Here is an 18,989-nt window from a genome sequence, read left to right as displayed (position 1 = left end):
GTATTATACTTGAAACTAATATAGTAAGGCTTGAACATTGGAGGATATTACATGACAGAGAAAGTGAAGGTAGTTACGCTCGGATGCGAGAAGAATCTCGTTGATTCCGAGATCATGTCAGGTTTAATTCATGGACGTGGCTACGAGCTCGTTGACGATAAAGAAGAAGCAACCGTGATCATTGTCAATACATGCGGTTTTATTGATGCGGCCAAGGAAGAGTCGGTTAATACGATTTTGGATATGGCTGATCTGAAACAAACAGCGAATCTGAAGGCTCTGATCGTATCCGGGTGTTTAACCCAAAGATACAAGGAAGAGCTGATGAAGGAAATGCCGGAGATTGACGGTATTGTCGGTACCGGGGATTTCCATAAGATCAATGATATTGTGGATGAGGCATTGGCCGGCAAAAAACCGATTTTGATAGGAAACCCTGTATTCAACTACGAGGCTTCTCTGCCTAGAAGAGTAACCACGCCTCGTTATACCGCTTATGTGAAAATTGCCGAGGGCTGCGATAACGCCTGTACCTTCTGCAGCATTCCGATCATGCGGGGTAAATTCCGCAGCCGCAGCATAGAATCGATTATTGCTGAGGTTGAACAGCTGGCTTCGCAGGGTGTCAAAGAAATCAGTCTCATTGCACAGGACTCCACGAATTACGGCACAGACCTGTACGATGGCTTTATGCTGCCTGCTCTTTTGAATAAAGTGAGTGAAGTCGCTGGCATTGAGTGGGTACGTCTCCATTATGCGTATCCGGGATTTTTCACGGATGAATTGATTGATACTATTGCCAACAACCCTAAAGTGTGCAAATACGTCGATATGCCGCTGCAGCACAGTGAAGACAGCATTCTGAAACGGATGAGAAGACCAGGCAGACAGCAGGATGCCAGAGCCTTGATTGCAAAGATCCGCGAGCGTATCCCGAACGTTTCTCTCAGAACCTCGCTGATTGTAGGCTTCCCTGGCGAGACTGAGCAGGACTTTGAGAATCTGAAATCCTTTATTAAGGACGTCGAATTCGACCGTCTTGGTGTATTCGCTTATTCGCAAGAGCAAGATACGCCGGCTTCCCGCCTGCCGGATCAAATTCCGGATGACGTGAAGGAATTCCGTGCCAATACATTGATGGAGATTCAGCGGGAAATCTCGAATCATCGTAACGGCAGCCGGATTGGTCAGATCGTCGATGTATTAATTGAGAAATACGACGGCCGCAGCGATGTATATGTAGGCCGCTCACAATATGATGCGCCCGAAATTGACGGGGAAGTGTTCGTCACCGGTTCGCAGCTGAAAATTGGCGAAGTTGCCAAGGTTCGTATTACCCACTCATTCGAGTTTGATCTATCCGGGGAGGTTGTGGCATGAACCTGGCCAATAAAATCACTTTGGCGAGGATCTTTTTAGTCCCCATCATCATGTTTTTTTTATTGGTGAACGTGAAGTTTCCTCATATCCGAATAGAACAATTCGTCATCACCTATAACCAGATTATTGCGGCTCTTATTTTTATTGTTGCGGCAAGCACCGATAGCTTGGACGGTTATATTGCGCGCAAACGTAAATTAGTGACGAATCTGGGGAAACTGCTTGATCCGCTTGCGGATAAATTATTGGTTTCTGCAGTGCTCATCTCTCTCGTGGAGATGGGCAAAGTAGGGGCTTGGATTGCTATTGTCATTATTAGCCGTGAATTCGCAGTTACCGGATTGCGGCAGATTGCGCTGCTAGAAGGTCATGTCATTGCGGCAAGCAAGTGGGGAAAATGGAAAACGGCGACGCAAATTACGGCGATTATCGCCTTGCTCATCAATAATTTTCCGTTCGCATTTATCAATTTCCGTTTTGATACGCTGGCGAGCTGGGTTGCTGCCATTATTACCCTTTACTCCGGCTTTGATTACTTTATCAAAAATAAACATGTTTTAAACTTTAACGAATAAGAGACAGTAGGAGTATCCTATTGTTTTTTATTTCACGTTATTGCTTATATATAAATTTCAGGGCGCCCCGCAAAGTACCTGAATCCGCCTCGCATCCAAGGCCCCACTTTGTGGGGTTATTTTTATTATGAGGAGTTGTTGCTATGAAAGCGGAAATCATTGCCGTAGGAACCGAATTGCTGCTCGGGCAGATCGTTAATACGAATGCCCAATTTTTGTCCCGCGCATGTGCTGATCTTGGCGTAAGCGTCTATTTTCAAACGGTTGTAGGAGACAACGAGAGCCGTTTGACTGAAGCGATTCGAATCGCCTCCAGCCGAGCTGATCTGGTCATTTGTACCGGCGGATTAGGTCCGACGCAGGATGATTTGACAAAGGACGTGTTAGCGGCTTATACAGGACAGAAATTACATATCCACCAACCGTCGATGGACAAGATCGAGGCGTTCTTCCGAAATCGCGGCGCCCATATGGTAGAGAGCAACAGGCGCCAGGCCTTGATGCTTGAAGGCAGCGATCCGCTGCCTAACGATACTGGTATGGCGGTCGGTGTGGCTCTGACTCACGAACAGACGCATTTTATTCTTTTACCCGGCCCGCCGAAAGAAATGAAACCCATGTTTGAACGCTATGCGTCTGTTTGGATTTCCGCCAAGATGGGGGAGGTTCGGCCGTTATATTCGCGAATGCTTAAATTTGCGGGCATTGGCGAATCGCTGCTGGAGCATGAACTGATCGACTTGATTCAGGACCAAACGGATCCGACCATTGCCACCTATGCCAAGGAAGGTGAAGTGGCGGTTCGCTTGACGACAAGAGCCTCATCCGAGGCGGAGGCGGAGAAAGCATTGGCACCCGTTGAATCAGAAATTCGAAGCAGATTAGGTCAGTATATTTATTCTAACGAGGATATCCCCCTCGAAGAAGAGATCATTCGTCTTATGCAGAATGAACAGCTGAAATTGGCCGTTGCGGAAAGCTGCACGGGCGGACTCGTCAGCGATCTTCTAACGGCTGTTCCGGGCAGTTCTGCGGTGTTTCAGGGCGGCATAGTCGTTTACACCAACGAGTGGAAGAACAGGCTCCTGAGCGTCCCTCTGGACGTTCTGGAAGGAACGGGCGCACCCGGGGCGATCAGCGATGTTACGGCCCGGCTATTGGCGGAAAACCTGCTTAAGCAGTCGGATACGGATTATGCCATTGCCATTACGGGAGTAGCGGGTCCGGGAGAGTCCGAAGGCAAGCCGGTTGGCCTCGTTTATATTGGCGTTGCGCAAAAGCGGGGAGAGACCGTCATTAAGCAGCTTCAGCTTGCAGGAAACCGCGAATTGATTAAGCTTCGCGCAGCCAAAAGCGCGCTGTATCAGCTGTGGAAGCTTCTATAAAAGCTTCGGGATGATTATAAAAATAGTGCTTGTAATTTATTCGTAAGTTGTAATATAATAGGTTTAACGGAAGAACCGTAACAATGCATATATCTTGTTGCGGTTTTTATTTTGACTATCAATCGAATGTATGTTCGCAAAAAATGCTTGGCAATAGAGTGAAAACAAGTTATCATGGAAGTAATTATAAGAGAGAAAAGGAAGTGACCATTGTGTCAGATCGTCGCGCAGCATTGGAGAATGCACTCCGTCAAATCGAAAAGCAGTTTGGTAAAGGCTCTATCATGAAACTGGGTGAATCCACCCATATGCAAGTTGAAACTATCCCAAGCGGTTCGTTGGCTCTCGATATCGCCCTTGGTATCGGCGGCTTTCCGCGCGGTAGAATTATAGAAGTATACGGACCGGAATCCTCCGGTAAAACGACAGTAGCCCTTCATGCGATTGCTGAAGTGCAAAAGGCCGGCGGACAAGCTGCCTTCATCGATGCGGAGCACGCGTTGGATCCACTGTATGCAAGCAAGCTGGGAATCAATATCGATGATTTACTCCTGTCACAGCCGGATACGGGAGAGCAAGCGTTGGAAATCGCCGAAGCTCTCGTTCGAAGCGGCGCTGTCGATATTATCGTCATCGACTCCGTTGCAGCACTGGTGCCGAAGGCAGAGATCGAAGGCGAGATGGGAGATTCCCATGTCGGTTTGCAGGCAAGACTTATGTCTCAGGCATTGCGTAAGCTGTCGGGTGCTATTAACAAATCCAAGGTTATTGCCATCTTCATTAACCAGCTTCGTGAAAAGGTAGGGGTAATGTTCGGAAATCCGGAAACAACGCCGGGCGGACGCGCATTGAAGTTCTATTCCACAATTCGGCTGGATGTTCGCCGCGTAGAGACAATCAAGCAAGGCAACGACATGGTGGGTAACCGTACCCGGATTAAAGTCGTTAAGAATAAAGTGGCACCTCCATTCAAGCAAGCGGATATTGATATTATGTACGGAGAGGGCATTTCCAAAGAAGGCAGCATTATTGATATCGGAAGCGAAATGGACATTATCCAGAAGAGCGGCGCATGGTATTCTTTCAACAACGATCGACTCGGTCAGGGCCGTGAGAATGCTAAGCAATTCCTGAAAGAAAATCCGCAAATTGCTGATATCATCGAGAAGAAGATTCGCGAGAACAGCAATCTGATCATTGCCAACGGTTCTGATCTTCATGATCAAGACGAGGAAGAGGACGATCTGCTGGCATTTGAAGAATAAATCGGAGTGACTATAGTGCAAGGCACCTTTACTTCAAGTATAAGGTGCCTTTTCTACCATATAGGAACAGCTACAAAAGGTCCAGAATAGAGGTTTCTATTTCTTAACATGTTAGCATTTATCAATTTTATGCTTCCCCATAAAGTACCTGAATCAGCTTCGGTTCGAGGTTCCCGCTTTATGAGGTTATTTTATGTTTGAGGTGTTTAGGATTGGATAAAGAAACCGAAGAAGGGATGCACAGCGGGACGATTACCAAGGTAGAGCGGCAAAAACGGGTCAAGGACAGATATAACCTGTATATCGATGAACAGTATACGTTCTCGGTTCATGAGGATATATTGATTAAGTATAGGCTTGTCAAGGGCTCGGTTATCAGTGTCGAGGAGTTCAAGGCGATACTGTATGCCCAAGAGAAGCAGCAAGCCTATCTTTACGCCATTCGGCTCTTATCGTCCCGTCTTCGTTCCGAGCATGAGCTTGCAGCACGTCTTAAGCAAAAAGGATATGAACCTGCGATTAGAACGATCACTATTGAAAGGCTCAGGCAGGAACGGTATGTTGACGACGGATTGTTCGCCGAGCAGCTCACGATGCAGCGGATTCGGTCCCAGAAGAAGGGGCGCAATTGGGTCAAGCAAGAGCTGCAGCATAAGGGTCTCCAGCCGGAGCATATTGTGCATGCGCTCGGCCAGGTTGATGAAGAGACAGAGTATCGCCACGCTTTTGATCTCGCCTATAAAAAATATCGCATAGAATTTGCGGAGGATTCATTGAAAGCCAGGCGCAAGGCTATGGGGTTTTTGGCGAGAAGAGGCTATTCATCAAGTCTGGTATCGAGAGTGATGCGAGACCTGGTCAAGGCATTTGGAGCTGCGAATGCCGATGAATTGGAATTTGGTGTTGGAGAATTTGAAGACTATTAATGACATTATCGGACTCAAACGGCTTGATATACCTGCAATGGATGAATGTACTTCAGGGTTCAATGAATCATTTCTGCCTTGGACACCTTGACAAGCTTCTTCGACAAAAGATAAAATAATCATGTATAATTTTATACACAGAATCTTCCTGCTGTACTTCGCCCGGGAAGAGTCTCAAAGTAAAATCGCCAATTTTTACTTTATCTTACGTTTGTGAAACGGATTAAAAACCATACTGTCCCAAGCTTACCCCTTGGAGAAACAACGAGGAGGTGAACTGGATGCTGAATCCGGCCATCTGGATCTTAATTATCCTCTTTGTTGGTGTGATTTGCTTAGGGATTGGTTATATTATCCGCAAGTCCATTGCAGAAGCGAAAATTTCTAGTGCCGAACAAGCCGCTGAGCAGATTAAAGAAAATGCGAAGAAAGAAGCGGAGGCACTTAAGAAAGAAGCGGTTCTGGAAGCTAAGGATGAGATTCACAAGCTCAGATCCGAAGCTGAAAAGGACATTCGTGATCGTCGAAATGAAACTCAACGATTAGAGAGACGATTGTTGCAAAAAGAGGAGTCGCTGGATAAAAAATTAGAATCTCTGGAGAAAAAAGAAGAGCAGGTCGCCAACAAAGAGAAAAGAATCGAAGAAACACAATCGCAAATTGATGAGATTTATAAAAATCAAGTTGCGGAGCTGGAACGAATCTCAGCGCTCACGATGGACGATGCCAAGAACATCATCCTTACGAATGTTGAGCAGGAAGTTCGTCATGAAACAGCTCAATTAATTAAAGAGATTGAACAACAGGCTAAAGAAGAAGGCGACAAGAAGGCTCGCGAACTTATTACGCTTGCTATCCAGAGATGCGCTGCAGATCATGTGGCAGAAACTACCGTTTCGGTCGTTTCCCTGCCGAATGAAGAGATGAAAGGGCGCATTATCGGTCGCGAAGGAAGAAATATCCGTGCACTGGAAACATTGACGGGAATCGATCTTATCATCGACGATACACCTGAAGCAGTGATTCTGTCCGGTTTTGATCCTATTCGACGGGAGATTGCCCGTACTTCACTTGAGAAGCTGGTTGCAGACGGACGTATTCATCCTGCCCGGATCGAAGAAATGGTCGAGAAGTCCCGTAAGGAAGTGGATGAACGCATTCGTGAATACGGTGAACAGGCAACTTTTGAAACTGGCGTTCACGGACTGCACCCGGACCTGATCAAAATTTTGGGCCGATTGAAATTTAGAACAAGCTATGGGCAAAATGTGTTGAAGCATTCAATGGAAGTGGCCTATCTAACCGGTTTGATGGCTGGGGAACTCGGGGAAGACGTGACATTGGCGAAACGTGCCGGTCTCCTGCATGACATCGGTAAAGCTTTAGACCACGAAGTGGAAGGCTCCCACGTTGAGATTGGCGTAGAAATTGCCAAGAAGTACAAGGAGCATCCTATTGTCATTAACAGTATTGCTTCTCACCATGGAGATTGCGAAGCCACATCCGTTATCGCAATGCTCGTTGGAGCCGCGGATGCATTGTCGGCCGCACGACCTGGAGCACGACGTGAAACGCTGGAAACCTACATCAAGCGTCTAGAGAAGCTTGAAGACATTTCCGAATCGTTCGAAGGCGTAGAGAAGTCGTACGCTATTCAAGCGGGACGCGAAGTTCGTGTTATGGTGCAGCCTGAGAAGATCGATGATACGGAAGCTTTCCGTCTTGCACGTGATATAACCAAAAAAATCGAGAGCGAGCTGGATTATCCGGGCCACATCAAGGTAACGGTTATCCGCGAAACTCGTGCCGTAGAATACGCGAAATAGCAAATTGCATACACTAAGGAGAAAAGTGGCTGAATAAGCCACTTTTCTTTTCCGCTTAAAAGGTTCATACATAGAAAGGGAGCACAGAAATGAGAATCTTATTTATCGGTGATATTGTTGGGTCCGTCGGAAGAAAGGCGGTAAAAGCCTGTTTGCCCGGACTCAAAAACAAATTAAATCCGACCTTTATTATAGCGAATGGGGAAAACGCGGCAGCCGGGAGAGGGATTACTTCCAACATCGCCAAGGAACTGTTCGAAATGGGCATTCATGGCATAACGATGGGAAATCACACCTGGGACCAAAAGGAAATCTTTGACTTTATTGACGACGAAGAACGTATGGTTCGTCCTGCGAACTTCCCTAAAGGGACACCTGGCAGAGGCTTTACAACCATCAAGGTAAAGGACCAGGAACTGGTTATTATTAACGTCCAAGGGCGCACATTTTTGCCGCCGCTGGACTGTCCTTTTGACAAAGTAGATACGATACTGGATGGTGTTAAAAAGCGGAACAAATACATCCTTGTAGATTTTCACGCTGAAGCTACTTCAGAGAAGCTCGCAATGGGCTGGCATCTGGATGGCAAGGTTTCCGCTGTCGTGGGTACTCATACTCATGTACAGACGCATGATGAGCGTATCCTGCCTCAAGGGACCGCTTACGTAACCGATGTTGGGATGGTCGGTCCGCGAGACGGTATTCTAGGCATGGAGAGAGGAGCTGTACTGCAGAAGTTTAAAACGCAGCTTCCTGTTCGATTCGTAGTGGACGAAGGCAAATGGCATTTCCACGCGGTTTGTATAGATCTCGATCCTGCTACAGGCCTAGGGAAGAAGATCCAATTGATCCGTATGGAAGAGGATCAGTTTATTATAGAATAATTATCAGATAATTCTAAATTATTAGTTAATACGATCTTCGGGAAGAAGGAATTATTGCAAAATTCCTAGAATATGATTAGTACTGGAAGCAATCCATCATTCCCGAGGAGGTACTTTTCATGGAAGTATTAAAAGTTTCAGCAAAGTCCAATCCTAACTCCGTAGCCGGCGCGTTAGCGGGTGTATTGCGTGAACGTGGTGCAGCTGAGCTGCAGGCAATCGGGGCTGGAGCTCTCAACCAAGCGATAAAAGCAGTAGCGATTGCACGAGGATTTGTGGCTCCAAGCGGGGTTGATTTGATTTGCATACCAGCATTTACGGATATCGTTATCGACGGAGAAGATCGTACGGCTATAAAACTCATTGTGGAACCCAGGTAGAGTACAGCACTATACTTCATAATTACCGAACGCCTGTTTACTTAGTAGACAGGTTTTTTTACCGTGCCTTTTCAATACGGACATGACAATGAACAGTAGTTCCTTGCTCTTTCATTTATGAACCTCTAATCGTGGTCGATTCTTTTGGGAAAAGACCGGTTAGAGGTTTTTTATTTACTAACTTCATTACTCCAGAAAGAGGTAAACGTGGCAATTCCTCTCTTGAAAAGGCATTCATGTGATTAATCATGTCGAGGAGCGTGAAGAACAATGACAATTATTGACGGGCATTGCGATGTACTATACAAAATGTACGAAAACAGGGGACTGGATTTTTTTAACCCGACCGTGTCTGGATTGGATGTAACCTACCAAAGAATGGTGCAAGCAGGGGTGAAGATCCAGTTTTTTGCTATTTTTTTATCGGATAGTATCCGACAACCATATTTTGAACATTATTTAGAGTACATAAATATTTTTTATCAAAAAATCATTTCAGACCCCAGAATCAGACTGATTAAAAATCAGACGGACTTGCTGGAGGTTATGAGCGGACCCCAGAAGGGAGCGATTCTGACATTGGAGGGAGCGGATGCGATTCAGGATAACCCCTTGTTTACCCAGACCTTGTTCCATCTCGGAATTCGATTGATCGGAGTTACCTGGAATTATGGGAATTGGGCGGCGGACGGGGTTTTGGAACCGAGACAAGGAGGATTTTCAAGAAAAGGGCTTAGATTTATTAAAGAGTGCAACGATTTGGGTATAATGATGGATGTATCGCATCTGTCGGAGAAATCGTTCTGGGATCTTGCGATGATGTCGGAGAAGCCTTTTGTTGCCACCCATTCCAACGCCAAAGCCATCTGCAGCCATCCGCGCAACCTGGACGATAGTCAGATCAAGGCTATAATCCAAAAGCAGGGAAGGATCGGCATCACGTTCGTCCCTTGGTTTGTTACCGAGCAAGGAACCGCCTCGCTCAGCGATTTAACAAAGCATATTGACCACATATGCTCGTTAGGCGGCGAAAAGCATCTGGTGATCGGCTCCGACTTTGACGGCATCAGCAAATGGATCCCGGGTCTTGAGCATACAGGGAAGTTTGACGATCTGGCGCAATTTTTAAGCAAATACTACAAGGACGACTGGCTTAAAGACTTCTTTTTTCGAAATTGGTACCGATATTTGCAGCGGCAATTGCCGGCTCGGTAAGCTTTTATCTTGTATCTAGATATATGCCGTGCAGACTGATCTCTTTTCGGTATGGATATCATCTAAAAATACTATCTTTCAATTTGGACCAAACTACTTGCTTTTTACTTGGTAAAGTCATATGATTTGGATGACAACTGAAAGAAATTTTTTATCCATATGTAAAATTTCTTTTAAGCTTAAGTTGATCTATTGCAGTGTCAGTGACATTAAAAGGAGTGGACAACGGTGATTAGCCAATTATCTTGGAAGATCGGAGGACAACAAGGGGAAGGTGTTGAAAGTACCGACAAAATCTTCTCGACGGCATTGAATCGTCTGGGATATTATTTGTACGGGTACCGTCATTTCTCCTCTCGTATTAAGGGGGGACACACCAACAACAAAATCAGAATCAGTACGAAACCGATTCGTGCTATTTCCGATGATTTGGATATCCTTGTTGCATTTGACCAAGAAACCATCGATTTGAATGCGCATGAGCTTCGTGAGAATGGCGTTATCGTAGCAGACGCCAAATTTAATCCTGTTGTGCCTGAAGGCATCAAAGCACGTTTGTTCCCTGTGCCTATTACAGCGATTGCTGAAGAGCTTGGAACATCCCTATTTAAGAACATGGCTGCTTCCGGCGCATCTTGGGCCCTGCTTGGTTTGCCACTGGAAGTGTTTAATAAAGCGGTTGAGGAAGAGTTCGGACGCAAAGGTCCGGCAGTTGTAGAGAAAAATATCGAAGCGGTTCGCAAAGCGGCTGAGTTCATTCTCGAAATGAACGGCGGTCCATTGCCTGAGTTCCAGTTAGAGCCTGCTGACGGCAAACAAAAGCTGTTCATCATCGGTAACGATGCTATCGGTTTGGGTGCTGTAGCTGCCGGCTGCCGTTTCATGCCTGCATATCCGATTACACCAGCATCGGAGATCATGGAGTACTTAATCAAAACCTTGCCTAAATTTGGCGGTACCGTTATTCAAACAGAAGACGAGATCGCAGCGGTAACTATGGCTATCGGCGGTAACTACGGCGGTGTGCGTACAATGACTGCATCCGCAGGTCCTGGTCTTTCCTTGATGATGGAAGCTATCGGTCTTGCTGGTATGACGGAAACTCCTGTTGTTATCGTTGATACACAACGCGGTGGTCCAAGTACAGGTCTTCCAACCAAACAAGAGCAATCCGACGTGTTCGCCATGATCTACGGAACACACGGTGAAATTCCGAAAATCGTGCTGTCTCCATCCACAATCGAAGAGTGCTTCTATGATACGATTGAGGCGTTCAACCTGGCAGAGAAATATCAAGTGCCGGTTATCCTGTTGACTGACCTTCAACTTTCCCTGGGTAAACAATCCAGTGAATTGTTGGATTACAATAAAATCGTTATCGACCGCGGCCGCTTGGTTCAAGGCGAATTGCCTCCGACGGAAGAAAACAAGCTGTTCAAGCGTTATGAGTTTACTGAAGACGGCGTTTCTCCAAGATCGATTCCTGGTCAAAAATACGGCTTGCACCACGTAACAGGCGTAGAGCATGACCAAGAAGGCCGTCCATCCGAAGGCACGGATAACCGCAAGAAAATGATGGATAAGCGTATGGAGAAATTGAAACACGTGAAAGTAACGAACCCGATCCTTGTAGACGCTCCTCACGAAGAAGCGGATCTGCTGCTTATCGGTATGGGTTCCACTGGTGGAACTATCGACGAAGCAAGAACGCGTTTGGAGAAGCAAGGTATCAAAACAAATCACGTAACGGTTCGCTTGCTGCATCCTTTCCCTGCTGAAGAGCTGAAGGCTCAAATGGCAAAAGCAAAAACCGTTGTTGTTATCGAAAACAATGCAACGGCTCAATTGGCTTCCTTGATCAAATTGAACGTTGGTTCCCCAGAAAAAATTAAGAGTCTGTTGAAATATAACGGTAACCCATTCTTGCCGGCAGAAATCACTACATTTTGTCAGGAGTTGAGTCCAGTATGGCAACGTTAAAAGATTTTCGCAATAATATTAAACCTAACTGGTGTCCGGGGTGTGGAGACTTCTCCATCCAAGCGGCTATCCAAAGAGCTGCTGCCAATGTAGGGTTGGAGCCTGAGCAATTGGGCGTTGTTTCCGGTATCGGCTGTTCCGGACGTATCTCCGGTTACATCAATGCCTATGGCTTCCACGGTGTACACGGTCGTTCCCTCCCAATCGCACAAGGTCTGAAAATGGCCAACCGTGAATTGACGGTTATCGCTGCAGGCGGTGACGGCGACGGCTTCGCGATCGGTATGGGTCATACCGTACATGCTATCCGTCGTAACATCGACATTACTTACATCGTTATGGATAACCAAATCTACGGTTTGACAAAAGGGCAAACTTCGCCGCGAAGCGCTGAAGGCTTCAAAACGAAAAGTACGCCTGCAGGTTCCATCGAATCTGCCTTGTCTCCGCTGGAAGTAGCTTTGGCTGCTGGCGCAACCTTTGTTGCACAATCGTTCCCCAGCAACTTGAAGCAGCTGACTTCTTTGATCGAAGCAGGTATGAAGCATAAAGGCTTCTCCTTTATCAACGTATTCAGCCCATGTGTTACTTTTAACAAAGTGAACACTTATGACTGGTTCAAAGAAAACATCGTGGATCTGGAAGAAACTCCTGACTACGATCCAAGCAACCGTGTTATGGCTATGACCAAAATCATGGAAACCAACGGCTTGCTTACTGGCTTGATCTATCAAAACACAAGCAAAGACAGCTATGAGAACTTGGTTTCTGGCTTTAAACAAGAAGCTTTGGCTAAACAAGACCTCAAAATCTCGGAAGCAGATTTCGAGAAATTGATGGCAGAATTTAAATAATTTTATGAACTTTAAGAAAGCATGCGGCATCGCCGTATGCTTTTTTTACTACTGTACGTTATAATCAGGGTGAGTTAGCAAATAATGAATACGTACATAAGTCCAATCAATGGGGGTTATTGCTATGAAACAAGTACCTATTGGCGTTTCGGCAAGACATATTCACTTGTCGGTTGAACATATCGAACAATTGTTCGGAAAAGGGTATCAGTTAAACATTTTGAAAGATTTGTCTCAGACTGGACAATATGCCGCGGTTGAAACGGTGGCTGTTGCTGGTCCTAAGGGCAGATTTGATAAAGTAAGAATATTAGGCCCTGCCAGAGGCAAGACACAGCTGGAGGTATCGCGTTCAGACGCTTTTGTATTGGGTCTGAATCCTCCTGTAAGGGAATCGGGTAACATTACTGGAACCCCGGGGATTACCGTTATCGGTCCGGCCGGACAAGTTGATATTCCGGAAGGCGTCATCGTTGCTGCGCGCCACATTCATTTCCATACGGACGATGCGGCAAACTGGGGGATTAAGGACAAGCAGCTGCTAACGGTTAGAGTGGAAGGAGAGCGTTCGCTTATTTTCGAAAATGTATTGGCGCGGGTTTCCGATCAATATGCGTTAGATATGCACATCGATACGGATGAGGCTAATGCGGCCGGTGTAAAAACGGGAGATATGGCCACCCTATTGTCCTAGCAGATAGAGGATTTTCTCTTTGAAATTGATGCTGCAATAATGATATAATAAAAGGTATGATGTTTGCAGCTTATTTCAGGAGGAACGTGCAATGACAACGAAGAACAAATCTGATAAAGATTATTCTATATATTTTCAACCTCCTTCTTTGACCGATGCGAAAAAAAGAGGGAAGGAAGAGATCAAGGTTCATTATAACTTTGATATCCCCGAAGACATGAAGCAGTTTGGGCAAGATAAATATTATTTGATCCAAACCTACGGATGTCAAATGAACGAGCATGATACTGAAACCATTATGGGTTTACTCGAGCAAATGGGATACAAAGCAACGGTTGACCGCAGACAGGCGGACGTTATCTTATTGAATACTTGCGCCATACGTGAAAACGCGGAAGACAAAGTATTCGGGGAGCTTGGTCACCTTAAGCACCTTAAGGCTGAGAAGCCGTCACTAGTCCTTGGAGTATGCGGCTGTATGTCTCAGGAAGAGGCTGTTGTCAACCGCATTTTGCAAAAGCACGCTTTCGTCGATCTGATTTTTGGTACTCACAACATCCATCGTTTGCCGCATTTGCTGAAGGAAGCTTTTTTCAGTAAAGAAATGGTTATCGAGGTATGGTCCAAGGAAGGCGATATCGTCGAGAATCTTCCTAAAAAGCGCGAAGGCATTAAAGCATGGGTTAATATCATGTATGGCTGTGACAAATTCTGTACGTACTGCATTGTTCCCTACACTCGCGGGAAAGAGCGGAGCCGCAGACCGGAGGATGTATTGGCTGAGGTTCGTGATCTGGCAAGACAGGGCTTCCAGGAGATTATGCTGCTTGGGCAAAACGTGAATGCATATGGCAAGGATTTTGACGATATCGAGTATCGCTTCGGCGATTTGATGAACGATATTTCCAAGATAGACATCCCGCGCGTTCGGTTTACGACGTCGCATCCTCGTGATTTTGACGATCATTTGATCGAAGTTCTTGCGAAAAAAGGGAATTTGGTAGAACAGATCCATTTGCCGGTACAATCGGGCAGCAATGAGATATTGAAGCGCATGAGCCGCAAGTATACTCGTGAGCACTATTTGAACCTGGTGGACAAAATCAAAGCCGCTATTCCTGATGTAAGCTTAACGACAGATATTATTGTCGGCTTTCCGGGTGAGACGGATGAACAGTTCGAGGAAACGCTCGACCTGGTTAAACGAGTGAAATATGATAGCGCCTATACGTTTATTTATTCGCCGCGCGAAGGTACCCCTGCCGCTGACATGGCGGATGATGTACCGATGCAGGTTAAGAAAGAGCGGTTGTACCGATTGAATGCCGTATTGGCAGAGTTCAGCAGGGAAAGCAACGAAAGCATGAAGGGGCAGCTTCTGGATGTTCTCGTTGAAGGCGAAAGTAAAAATAATGCGGAAGTGCTTGCCGGTCGTACACGGACGAACAAGCTGGTTCATTTGGCAGGACCGAAGGAACTGATAGGTAAGATTGTACCTGTCAAAATTACGGATGCTCAAACCTGGTATATCAAAGGGGAATGGGTACCGGAAGCTATTGCGCAATAAAAAAGTAAATATACATGTTGAGGGGCGTGACCGGCAATGTCGGGACAACATCATCACGATCATGACCATGATCACAATCATATGCAATGCAGTCAAATGGAGTGCTATACCAATACGGAAATGATCGTTCGTGAAGATATTCTGGCCAAAGCCAAAGAGCTGGCTGAATTGATTTCGACATCCAATGAGGTTCAGTTTTTCCAAAAAGCAGAAGAACAAATTTCCTCCAATGATCATATTCAAACCTTAATCAGCGCTATTAAGAAAAAACAAAAAGAAATTGTAGCGTTTGAATCGTTCGAGAACAAAAAGATGGTTGAAAAAATCGAGAAAGAAATTGAGGAGCTGCAGGACCAGCTGGATAACATTCCGATTGTAAGCGAGTTCCGCCAGTCTCAGGAAGACATCAATTACTTGCTGCAGCTGGTAATGTCCGTTATTCGGGATACGGTATCAGACAAAATTACCGTAGAGTCCGGTAAATAAGTTAGAATGAAGAACCACTTTGCTTTCAACGCGGCAAGGTGGTTTTTTGTATTATGAAATATATTTCGATAAGTTGGGTGCTGTCCGTACGGTCACTTTCGAATAATGACTCGCGTCCCAATAGGAACAACAGCTGCAAGGGCGAGCACATCCTGATTATACATCCTTACACAGCCATGAGATTCTTCGTGTCCTATAGAGGATGGGTCGTTAGTGCCATGTATACCGTAATGCGGGCGGGACAAACCCATCCAGAAAGCGCCGAAAGGCCCGCCCGGATTGGGGGCTTTATTTATTATCGTATAAATTCCTTCCGGTGTCTTGGTCAATTCCTTACCGATACCTATAGGGTAGCTGTGAATGACAATGTTATCCTTCAATAGATGAAGCTTGCGTTCCGATAACACAATTACAATTTGGTACATCAGGCATAACTCCCTAAGCTTTCTCGCGACCGTACTATAAGTATCTTACAGAAATTTCGCGATAAGTCTGATCTATTTTCTTCTTGCGCATTTTGATTTGTAAAATCCCATCTTTATAGGAAGCTCTGCTGCCACGCGGATCAATATGACATGGGAGACGGATGATTTGAGGATTATTACCTGAGATCCCGTCTACCTTCACTTGATCTGTTCTGATTTTGACAATAGGGTTGGCGTTGTCCGCCATTTTCATTTTTACAATGATAAAATGATGCGTTTCGAATATTTCAGATGGGTTATTGGCTGCTTTTTTCAACGTGCTCGTCTTCGGAAGACTTTTCTCCAATATTTGCTTAACGTAATCCTCTACCCAAGAAGTATCTTTCCACATCTCCAAATGCTTATCAGAAGGCAAACCAGGCAGCTTCATTCCAAGTAAGGATTCAATGGCTTCCCAGCGGGATTGGTTGTTATTGGTGCGGCTCATCTGGAATCTCCTCCTTTCGCCTAGAAGTTCAACACATTATATGAAATCCCGGGCCGTCATGATACACTAAAGAACTATTCAATCCTTATGTACCACTGGGCACTTATCATCATACTATGTAGCAAGAAGAACAAAGGAGTACGCCTATGCCTTCCATTGTTGGTAATATAAAAATATTATCCATTGACAACGGCTCGATTGTGCATATAGGGGATGCGGTTCAGTTAGCGCCGGAAAGCAATTCTAAAACGTTTGCCGGGGGAGGGTCATTCAATACAGGTGATTTTCCAGTAACCGGAGTTGGCATTAGCAGTACGAATACAAATGATAATGATGTGGCTGATTCTACTCAAACGAATTTGGGGAACAGGGGTGTCGTCTGATGAATTTAACCATTAACCAAAATATTGTCATCCATCAATTGCGAGTGAACAATGTGACGAATTCATCTGTTCTTCAAATCGGAAGCTCGGGAATGATCAAATCATTATCCAATCAGTATAATACGGGAGGATTTAAGGAGGAAGGAGAGCCTCCTGTTAAACCAGAGGAGGAAATGACCCCATCCCTTGTTCCATTACCAAGTCCTCATTAGCTGGGCTAACACCCATCTCCTATCCTTTGCATACAATGAGGAAGGAGGTGTTGGTATGATGTATAATGGGTGGCAATGGAGCCAGTACTTTCAAAATTTGCATCATTATGTCCTGGCTCACGCCGAGAAAGTGGCAGAGTTGGAAAAAACGCTTGAATCGGTGAAGCAGGAACTAAACGCCTTAAAGGATCAGAAAAGGGTTCATATCGATAGAATTGAATATAAATTTGATCAGTTAAAAGTTGAAAAGCTGGACGGTACTTTAAACATCGGTATTACTCCCCAATCATTAGATGAGATGGCTGTAGGCAATAATTCAGATCAGCAAATGGATGAGCCGTCGGAGGTACCGGCGCAACCGACTTCTGAACTACAGGAATCCGTACAGAGGGAGCTAGAGCAGTATCTCGATAAAGACGTTCCACAGCAAATAGATCAGTTCGAGCAAGACTCGGAATTCCAATTAGACCCTTGGCATCGAATGCTGATTTTGGATGATTTAAAAAGACAGATGAGAGAAAGAATGATGTACTACTTTCAACAAATGGAACCAGGAGCTACCAAGGATCAATTGTCTTCTATTCAAGACTCCGTTTTGTTTAGAACGAAAACAGATATTCAAAAAGCAGTAGATCTTTATTTCAATAAACTAAAGAAGAAGGATGTGAGTAAAAAATGAATTTTCAGGTTACTAATCACGAATTGTGTGTTGGTGATATCAAAGTAACAGGGGTATCCGTGTCATCGGTCTTTTTGATTGGGGATACGGAACAAATTATTCTTTCATCTATTTCGGACTCTCCTCCGGAATCGGTTACGGTTGGGCCGCTTCTTCCATTAGCTGCCGAAGCATGAGCAGATGGTCCGTAGTTGGTTTTATCGATGTATATAATTTATCGGAAGCATCCATACTGCAAGCCGGAGATAATCGAAGCATTAATCCTGTATCAAAAGTCATGACCGTGGTAAGACAAGTTCCCACATATCTGGGGAACGAAGGTAATTTTACGAATTATCCGGTTTACTCAAGGCCTATCCCTTTACCAGCTAACGGGGATTCGCTCTCTATGAAAGTAAACAATGATTGTAGCGTAATTAAAGTACGCTCTGTAAGAATCATCGGTATTGCCGGGTCGTCGGTTTTTCAGGCCGGAAGGAATGAAATTATCGAGTCGGAAGCACGAGTCAAGGAATTTCGCCAGTTCATTACAAGAGCTCGTCCCAAGGCTACTGAAGAAGAGGGACAGCCGGATAACGATACATTAGAGTAAAGAATAAAAAGGTTGTCAACGGGTGACAACCTTTCTATTTTTATGGGTTTGGGGCCGAAGCGGGTTTTGGATTCCCCGAGTTGTGATCCGTATAGGCTATCAGCACAATGTTCTTGTTAACGTCAGTACGAAGCTTTTTTTCTAATTGCTGAATCTGGGTTAACACCTCAGGTGTTAAATGTGCTACTGAAAATTGTGAGTTCATCAATTAAGATACCTCCGTTTTTATTAATATTGTGACCCAAACTATACAGTTCATCCTGAGATGGTATGAATGATTGGTTTGTAATAAATTCCTTTGCTATACTATTTGATTCGTGATATATTGTGTAAATGTCTTTGTAACATTATTTTTCAAACGATTTGATTTCATAATTTTGGCTTTAATAAAAGCTTGCAATTGTGTAGGCAAATGTGATATATTTAAATTCCGGTCGTTGAAAGGAAAAACACGATTGGAACAGGAAAATTGTCCTTTGAAAACTGAACAACGAGTGAATGTTTTAATGAGAATGAAAATTCTCGCTAGCATTGAATTTTGAGCTTAAGACAAGCTCTGATAATTTGCCTCATAGTCGTTATGGGGTCCCCGAAAAGTAATGTCTAAACACACTGATATAATTCACAGAATGTTTAGACGCCGATCAAGCTAAGGCTTGATGCGGACGGAATATGCTTCGGCAGCTTCGCTTCACTTTTTGGGGAGGAACACTTTATTGGAGAGTTTGATCCTGGCTCAGGACGAACGCTGGCGGCGTGCCTAATACATGCAAGTCGAGCGGTCCCTTCGGGGA

At 45.0% G+C, this 18,989-nt stretch carries 20 protein-coding genes and 1 rRNA gene; 19 read left to right on the top strand and 2 right to left on the bottom strand.

Features of this window, described 5'->3' with window-relative positions; translation table 11 throughout:
• Positions 1-51: 51 nt before the first annotated feature.
• From rimO to B1728_RS10580, 14 genes are all read left to right on the top strand, one after another.
• Positions 52-1,380 carry a 30S ribosomal protein S12 methylthiotransferase RimO gene (gene rimO / locus B1728_RS10645; protein WP_079910199.1) on the top strand — a complete coding sequence of 443 codons (1,329 nt, stop codon included), beginning with the start codon at positions 52-54 and terminating at the stop codon, positions 1,378-1,380.
• On the top strand, positions 1,377-1,955 hold the full coding sequence (pgsA, locus tag B1728_RS10640; RefSeq protein WP_079910198.1) for a CDP-diacylglycerol--glycerol-3-phosphate 3-phosphatidyltransferase: 579 nt from the start codon (positions 1,377-1,379) through the stop codon (positions 1,953-1,955). Before rimO ends, pgsA begins: the two co-directional genes overlap by 4 nt.
• A 143-nt stretch (positions 1,956-2,098) precedes the next feature.
• The gene (locus B1728_RS10635) at positions 2,099-3,340 is read left to right on the top strand and encodes a competence/damage-inducible protein A (protein WP_079910197.1); all 1,242 of its coding nucleotides are present in this window, start codon (positions 2,099-2,101) and stop codon (positions 3,338-3,340) included.
• A 212-nt stretch (positions 3,341-3,552) separates the two neighbouring features.
• Positions 3,553-4,605 (top strand): recombinase RecA, encoded by a 1,053-nt coding sequence (gene recA / locus B1728_RS10630; protein WP_079910196.1) that lies wholly within the window; start codon positions 3,553-3,555, stop codon positions 4,603-4,605.
• A 212-nt stretch (positions 4,606-4,817) separates the two neighbouring features.
• Positions 4,818-5,531, top strand: a complete 714-nt coding sequence (locus B1728_RS10625) for a RecX family transcriptional regulator (RefSeq protein ID WP_256865327.1) — start codon at positions 4,818-4,820, stop codon at positions 5,529-5,531.
• A gap of 281 nt (positions 5,532-5,812) precedes the next feature.
• Complete coding sequence (rny, locus tag B1728_RS10620; protein ID WP_483310975.1) at positions 5,813-7,357, top strand: ribonuclease Y; 1,545 nt, start codon at positions 5,813-5,815, stop codon at positions 7,355-7,357.
• Between the two features lie 89 nt (positions 7,358-7,446).
• Positions 7,447-8,241 (top strand): TIGR00282 family metallophosphoesterase, encoded by a 795-nt coding sequence (locus B1728_RS10615; protein WP_079910195.1) that lies wholly within the window; start codon positions 7,447-7,449, stop codon positions 8,239-8,241.
• Positions 8,242-8,360: 119 nt separating this feature from the next.
• The gene (locus B1728_RS10610; RefSeq protein WP_006286829.1) at positions 8,361-8,621 is read left to right on the top strand and encodes a stage V sporulation protein S; all 261 of its coding nucleotides are present in this window, start codon (positions 8,361-8,363) and stop codon (positions 8,619-8,621) included.
• A gap of 270 nt (positions 8,622-8,891) precedes the next feature.
• The gene (locus tag B1728_RS10605) at positions 8,892-9,836 is read left to right on the top strand and encodes a dipeptidase (protein ID WP_079910194.1); all 945 of its coding nucleotides are present in this window, start codon (positions 8,892-8,894) and stop codon (positions 9,834-9,836) included.
• 228 nt (positions 9,837-10,064) lie between these two features.
• Positions 10,065-11,816 (top strand): 2-oxoacid:acceptor oxidoreductase subunit alpha, encoded by a 1,752-nt coding sequence (locus B1728_RS10600; protein ID WP_079910193.1) that lies wholly within the window; start codon positions 10,065-10,067, stop codon positions 11,814-11,816.
• Positions 11,804-12,670, top strand: coding sequence for a 2-oxoacid:ferredoxin oxidoreductase subunit beta (locus B1728_RS10595; RefSeq protein WP_079910192.1), 867 nt, complete (start codon positions 11,804-11,806; stop codon positions 12,668-12,670). The genes B1728_RS10600 and B1728_RS10595 overlap by 13 nt, the downstream gene beginning before the upstream one ends.
• 124 nt (positions 12,671-12,794) lie before the next feature.
• Positions 12,795-13,364: a phosphate propanoyltransferase gene (gene pduL, locus B1728_RS10590; RefSeq protein ID WP_079910191.1), complete on the top strand. Its 570-nt coding sequence runs from the start codon at positions 12,795-12,797 to the stop codon at positions 13,362-13,364.
• A 91-nt stretch (positions 13,365-13,455) separates the two neighbouring features.
• Complete coding sequence (gene miaB / locus B1728_RS10585) at positions 13,456-14,931, top strand: tRNA (N6-isopentenyl adenosine(37)-C2)-methylthiotransferase MiaB (protein WP_079910190.1); 1,476 nt, start codon at positions 13,456-13,458, stop codon at positions 14,929-14,931.
• A 96-nt stretch (positions 14,932-15,027) separates the two neighbouring features.
• Entirely contained in the window at positions 15,028-15,417 is a 390-nt protein-coding gene (locus tag B1728_RS10580) for a YlbF/YmcA family competence regulator (protein ID WP_079910620.1), read from the top strand.
• A 92-nt stretch (positions 15,418-15,509) separates the two neighbouring features.
• On the opposite strand, the gene B1728_RS10575 is transcribed toward B1728_RS10580, so the two are convergent.
• Positions 15,510-15,842, bottom strand: a complete 333-nt coding sequence (locus B1728_RS10575; protein WP_079910189.1) for a L,D-transpeptidase — start codon at positions 15,840-15,842, stop codon at positions 15,510-15,512.
• 34 nt (positions 15,843-15,876) lie between these two features.
• Positions 15,877-16,329: an Hsp20/alpha crystallin family protein gene (locus B1728_RS10570; RefSeq protein WP_079910188.1), complete on the bottom strand. Its 453-nt coding sequence runs from the start codon at positions 16,327-16,329 to the stop codon at positions 15,877-15,879.
• Positions 16,330-16,475: 146 nt separating this feature from the next.
• Between B1728_RS10570 and B1728_RS10565 the strand changes: the two genes are divergently transcribed.
• From B1728_RS10565 to B1728_RS10540, 5 genes are all read left to right on the top strand, one after another.
• Positions 16,476-16,712 carry a spore germination protein gene (locus tag B1728_RS10565; protein WP_079910187.1) on the top strand — a complete coding sequence of 79 codons (237 nt, stop codon included), beginning with the start codon at positions 16,476-16,478 and terminating at the stop codon, positions 16,710-16,712.
• The gene (locus tag B1728_RS10560) at positions 16,712-16,924 is read left to right on the top strand and encodes a spore germination protein GerPB (RefSeq protein WP_079910186.1); all 213 of its coding nucleotides are present in this window, start codon (positions 16,712-16,714) and stop codon (positions 16,922-16,924) included. The genes B1728_RS10565 and B1728_RS10560 overlap by 1 nt, the downstream gene beginning before the upstream one ends.
• A gap of 55 nt (positions 16,925-16,979) precedes the next feature.
• Positions 16,980-17,603, top strand: coding sequence for a spore germination protein GerPC (gerPC, locus tag B1728_RS10555; RefSeq protein WP_079910185.1), 624 nt, complete (start codon positions 16,980-16,982; stop codon positions 17,601-17,603).
• Between the two features lie 172 nt (positions 17,604-17,775).
• Positions 17,776-18,195, top strand: a complete 420-nt coding sequence (locus B1728_RS10545) for a spore germination protein GerPE (RefSeq protein WP_079910183.1) — start codon at positions 17,776-17,778, stop codon at positions 18,193-18,195.
• Between the two features lie 713 nt (positions 18,196-18,908).
• Positions 18,909-18,989, top strand: a 16S ribosomal RNA gene (locus tag B1728_RS10540); the annotation flags it as partial.

The sequence above is a fragment of the Paenibacillus sp. 32352 genome (genome assembly GCF_002042965.1).
GTDB lineage: Bacteria > Bacillota > Bacilli > Paenibacillales > NBRC-103111 > Paenibacillus_S > Paenibacillus_S vulneris.
The sequence above is the reverse complement of the archived record's forward strand: the minus strand, read 5'-3'. Positions and strand labels throughout refer to the sequence as shown.

Bases quoted from the DNA above. Each gene is read 5' to 3' on its own strand.
- B1728_RS10565 (WP_079910187.1), top strand. From the start codon at position 16,476: ATGCCTTCCATTGTTGGTAATATAAAAATATTATCCATTGACAACGGC.
- B1728_RS10605 (WP_079910194.1), top strand. From the start codon at position 8,892: ATGACAATTATTGACGGGCATTGCGATGTACTATACAAAATGTACGAA.
- B1728_RS10560 (WP_079910186.1), top strand. From the start codon at position 16,712: ATGAATTTAACCATTAACCAAAATATTGTCATCCATCAATTGCGAGTG.
- pgsA (WP_079910198.1), top strand. From the start codon at position 1,377: ATGAACCTGGCCAATAAAATCACTTTGGCGAGGATCTTTTTAGTCCCC.
- miaB (WP_079910190.1), top strand. From the start codon at position 13,456: ATGACAACGAAGAACAAATCTGATAAAGATTATTCTATATATTTTCAA.
- B1728_RS10580 (WP_079910620.1), top strand. From the start codon at position 15,028: ATGGAGTGCTATACCAATACGGAAATGATCGTTCGTGAAGATATTCTG.
- B1728_RS10545 (WP_079910183.1), top strand. From the start codon at position 17,776: ATGAGCAGATGGTCCGTAGTTGGTTTTATCGATGTATATAATTTATCG.
- B1728_RS10635 (WP_079910197.1), top strand. From the start codon at position 2,099: ATGAAAGCGGAAATCATTGCCGTAGGAACCGAATTGCTGCTCGGGCAG.
- B1728_RS10610 (WP_006286829.1), top strand. From the start codon at position 8,361: ATGGAAGTATTAAAAGTTTCAGCAAAGTCCAATCCTAACTCCGTAGCC.
- rimO (WP_079910199.1), top strand. From the start codon at position 52: ATGACAGAGAAAGTGAAGGTAGTTACGCTCGGATGCGAGAAGAATCTC.
- B1728_RS10575 (WP_079910189.1), bottom strand. From the start codon at position 15,842: ATGTACCAAATTGTAATTGTGTTATCGGAACGCAAGCTTCATCTATTG.
- rny (WP_483310975.1), top strand. From the start codon at position 5,813: ATGCTGAATCCGGCCATCTGGATCTTAATTATCCTCTTTGTTGGTGTG.
- B1728_RS10615 (WP_079910195.1), top strand. From the start codon at position 7,447: ATGAGAATCTTATTTATCGGTGATATTGTTGGGTCCGTCGGAAGAAAG.
- pduL (WP_079910191.1), top strand. From the start codon at position 12,795: ATGAAACAAGTACCTATTGGCGTTTCGGCAAGACATATTCACTTGTCG.
- B1728_RS10570 (WP_079910188.1), bottom strand. From the start codon at position 16,329: ATGAGCCGCACCAATAACAACCAATCCCGCTGGGAAGCCATTGAATCC.
- B1728_RS10595 (WP_079910192.1), top strand. From the start codon at position 11,804: ATGGCAACGTTAAAAGATTTTCGCAATAATATTAAACCTAACTGGTGT.
- gerPC (WP_079910185.1), top strand. From the start codon at position 16,980: ATGATGTATAATGGGTGGCAATGGAGCCAGTACTTTCAAAATTTGCAT.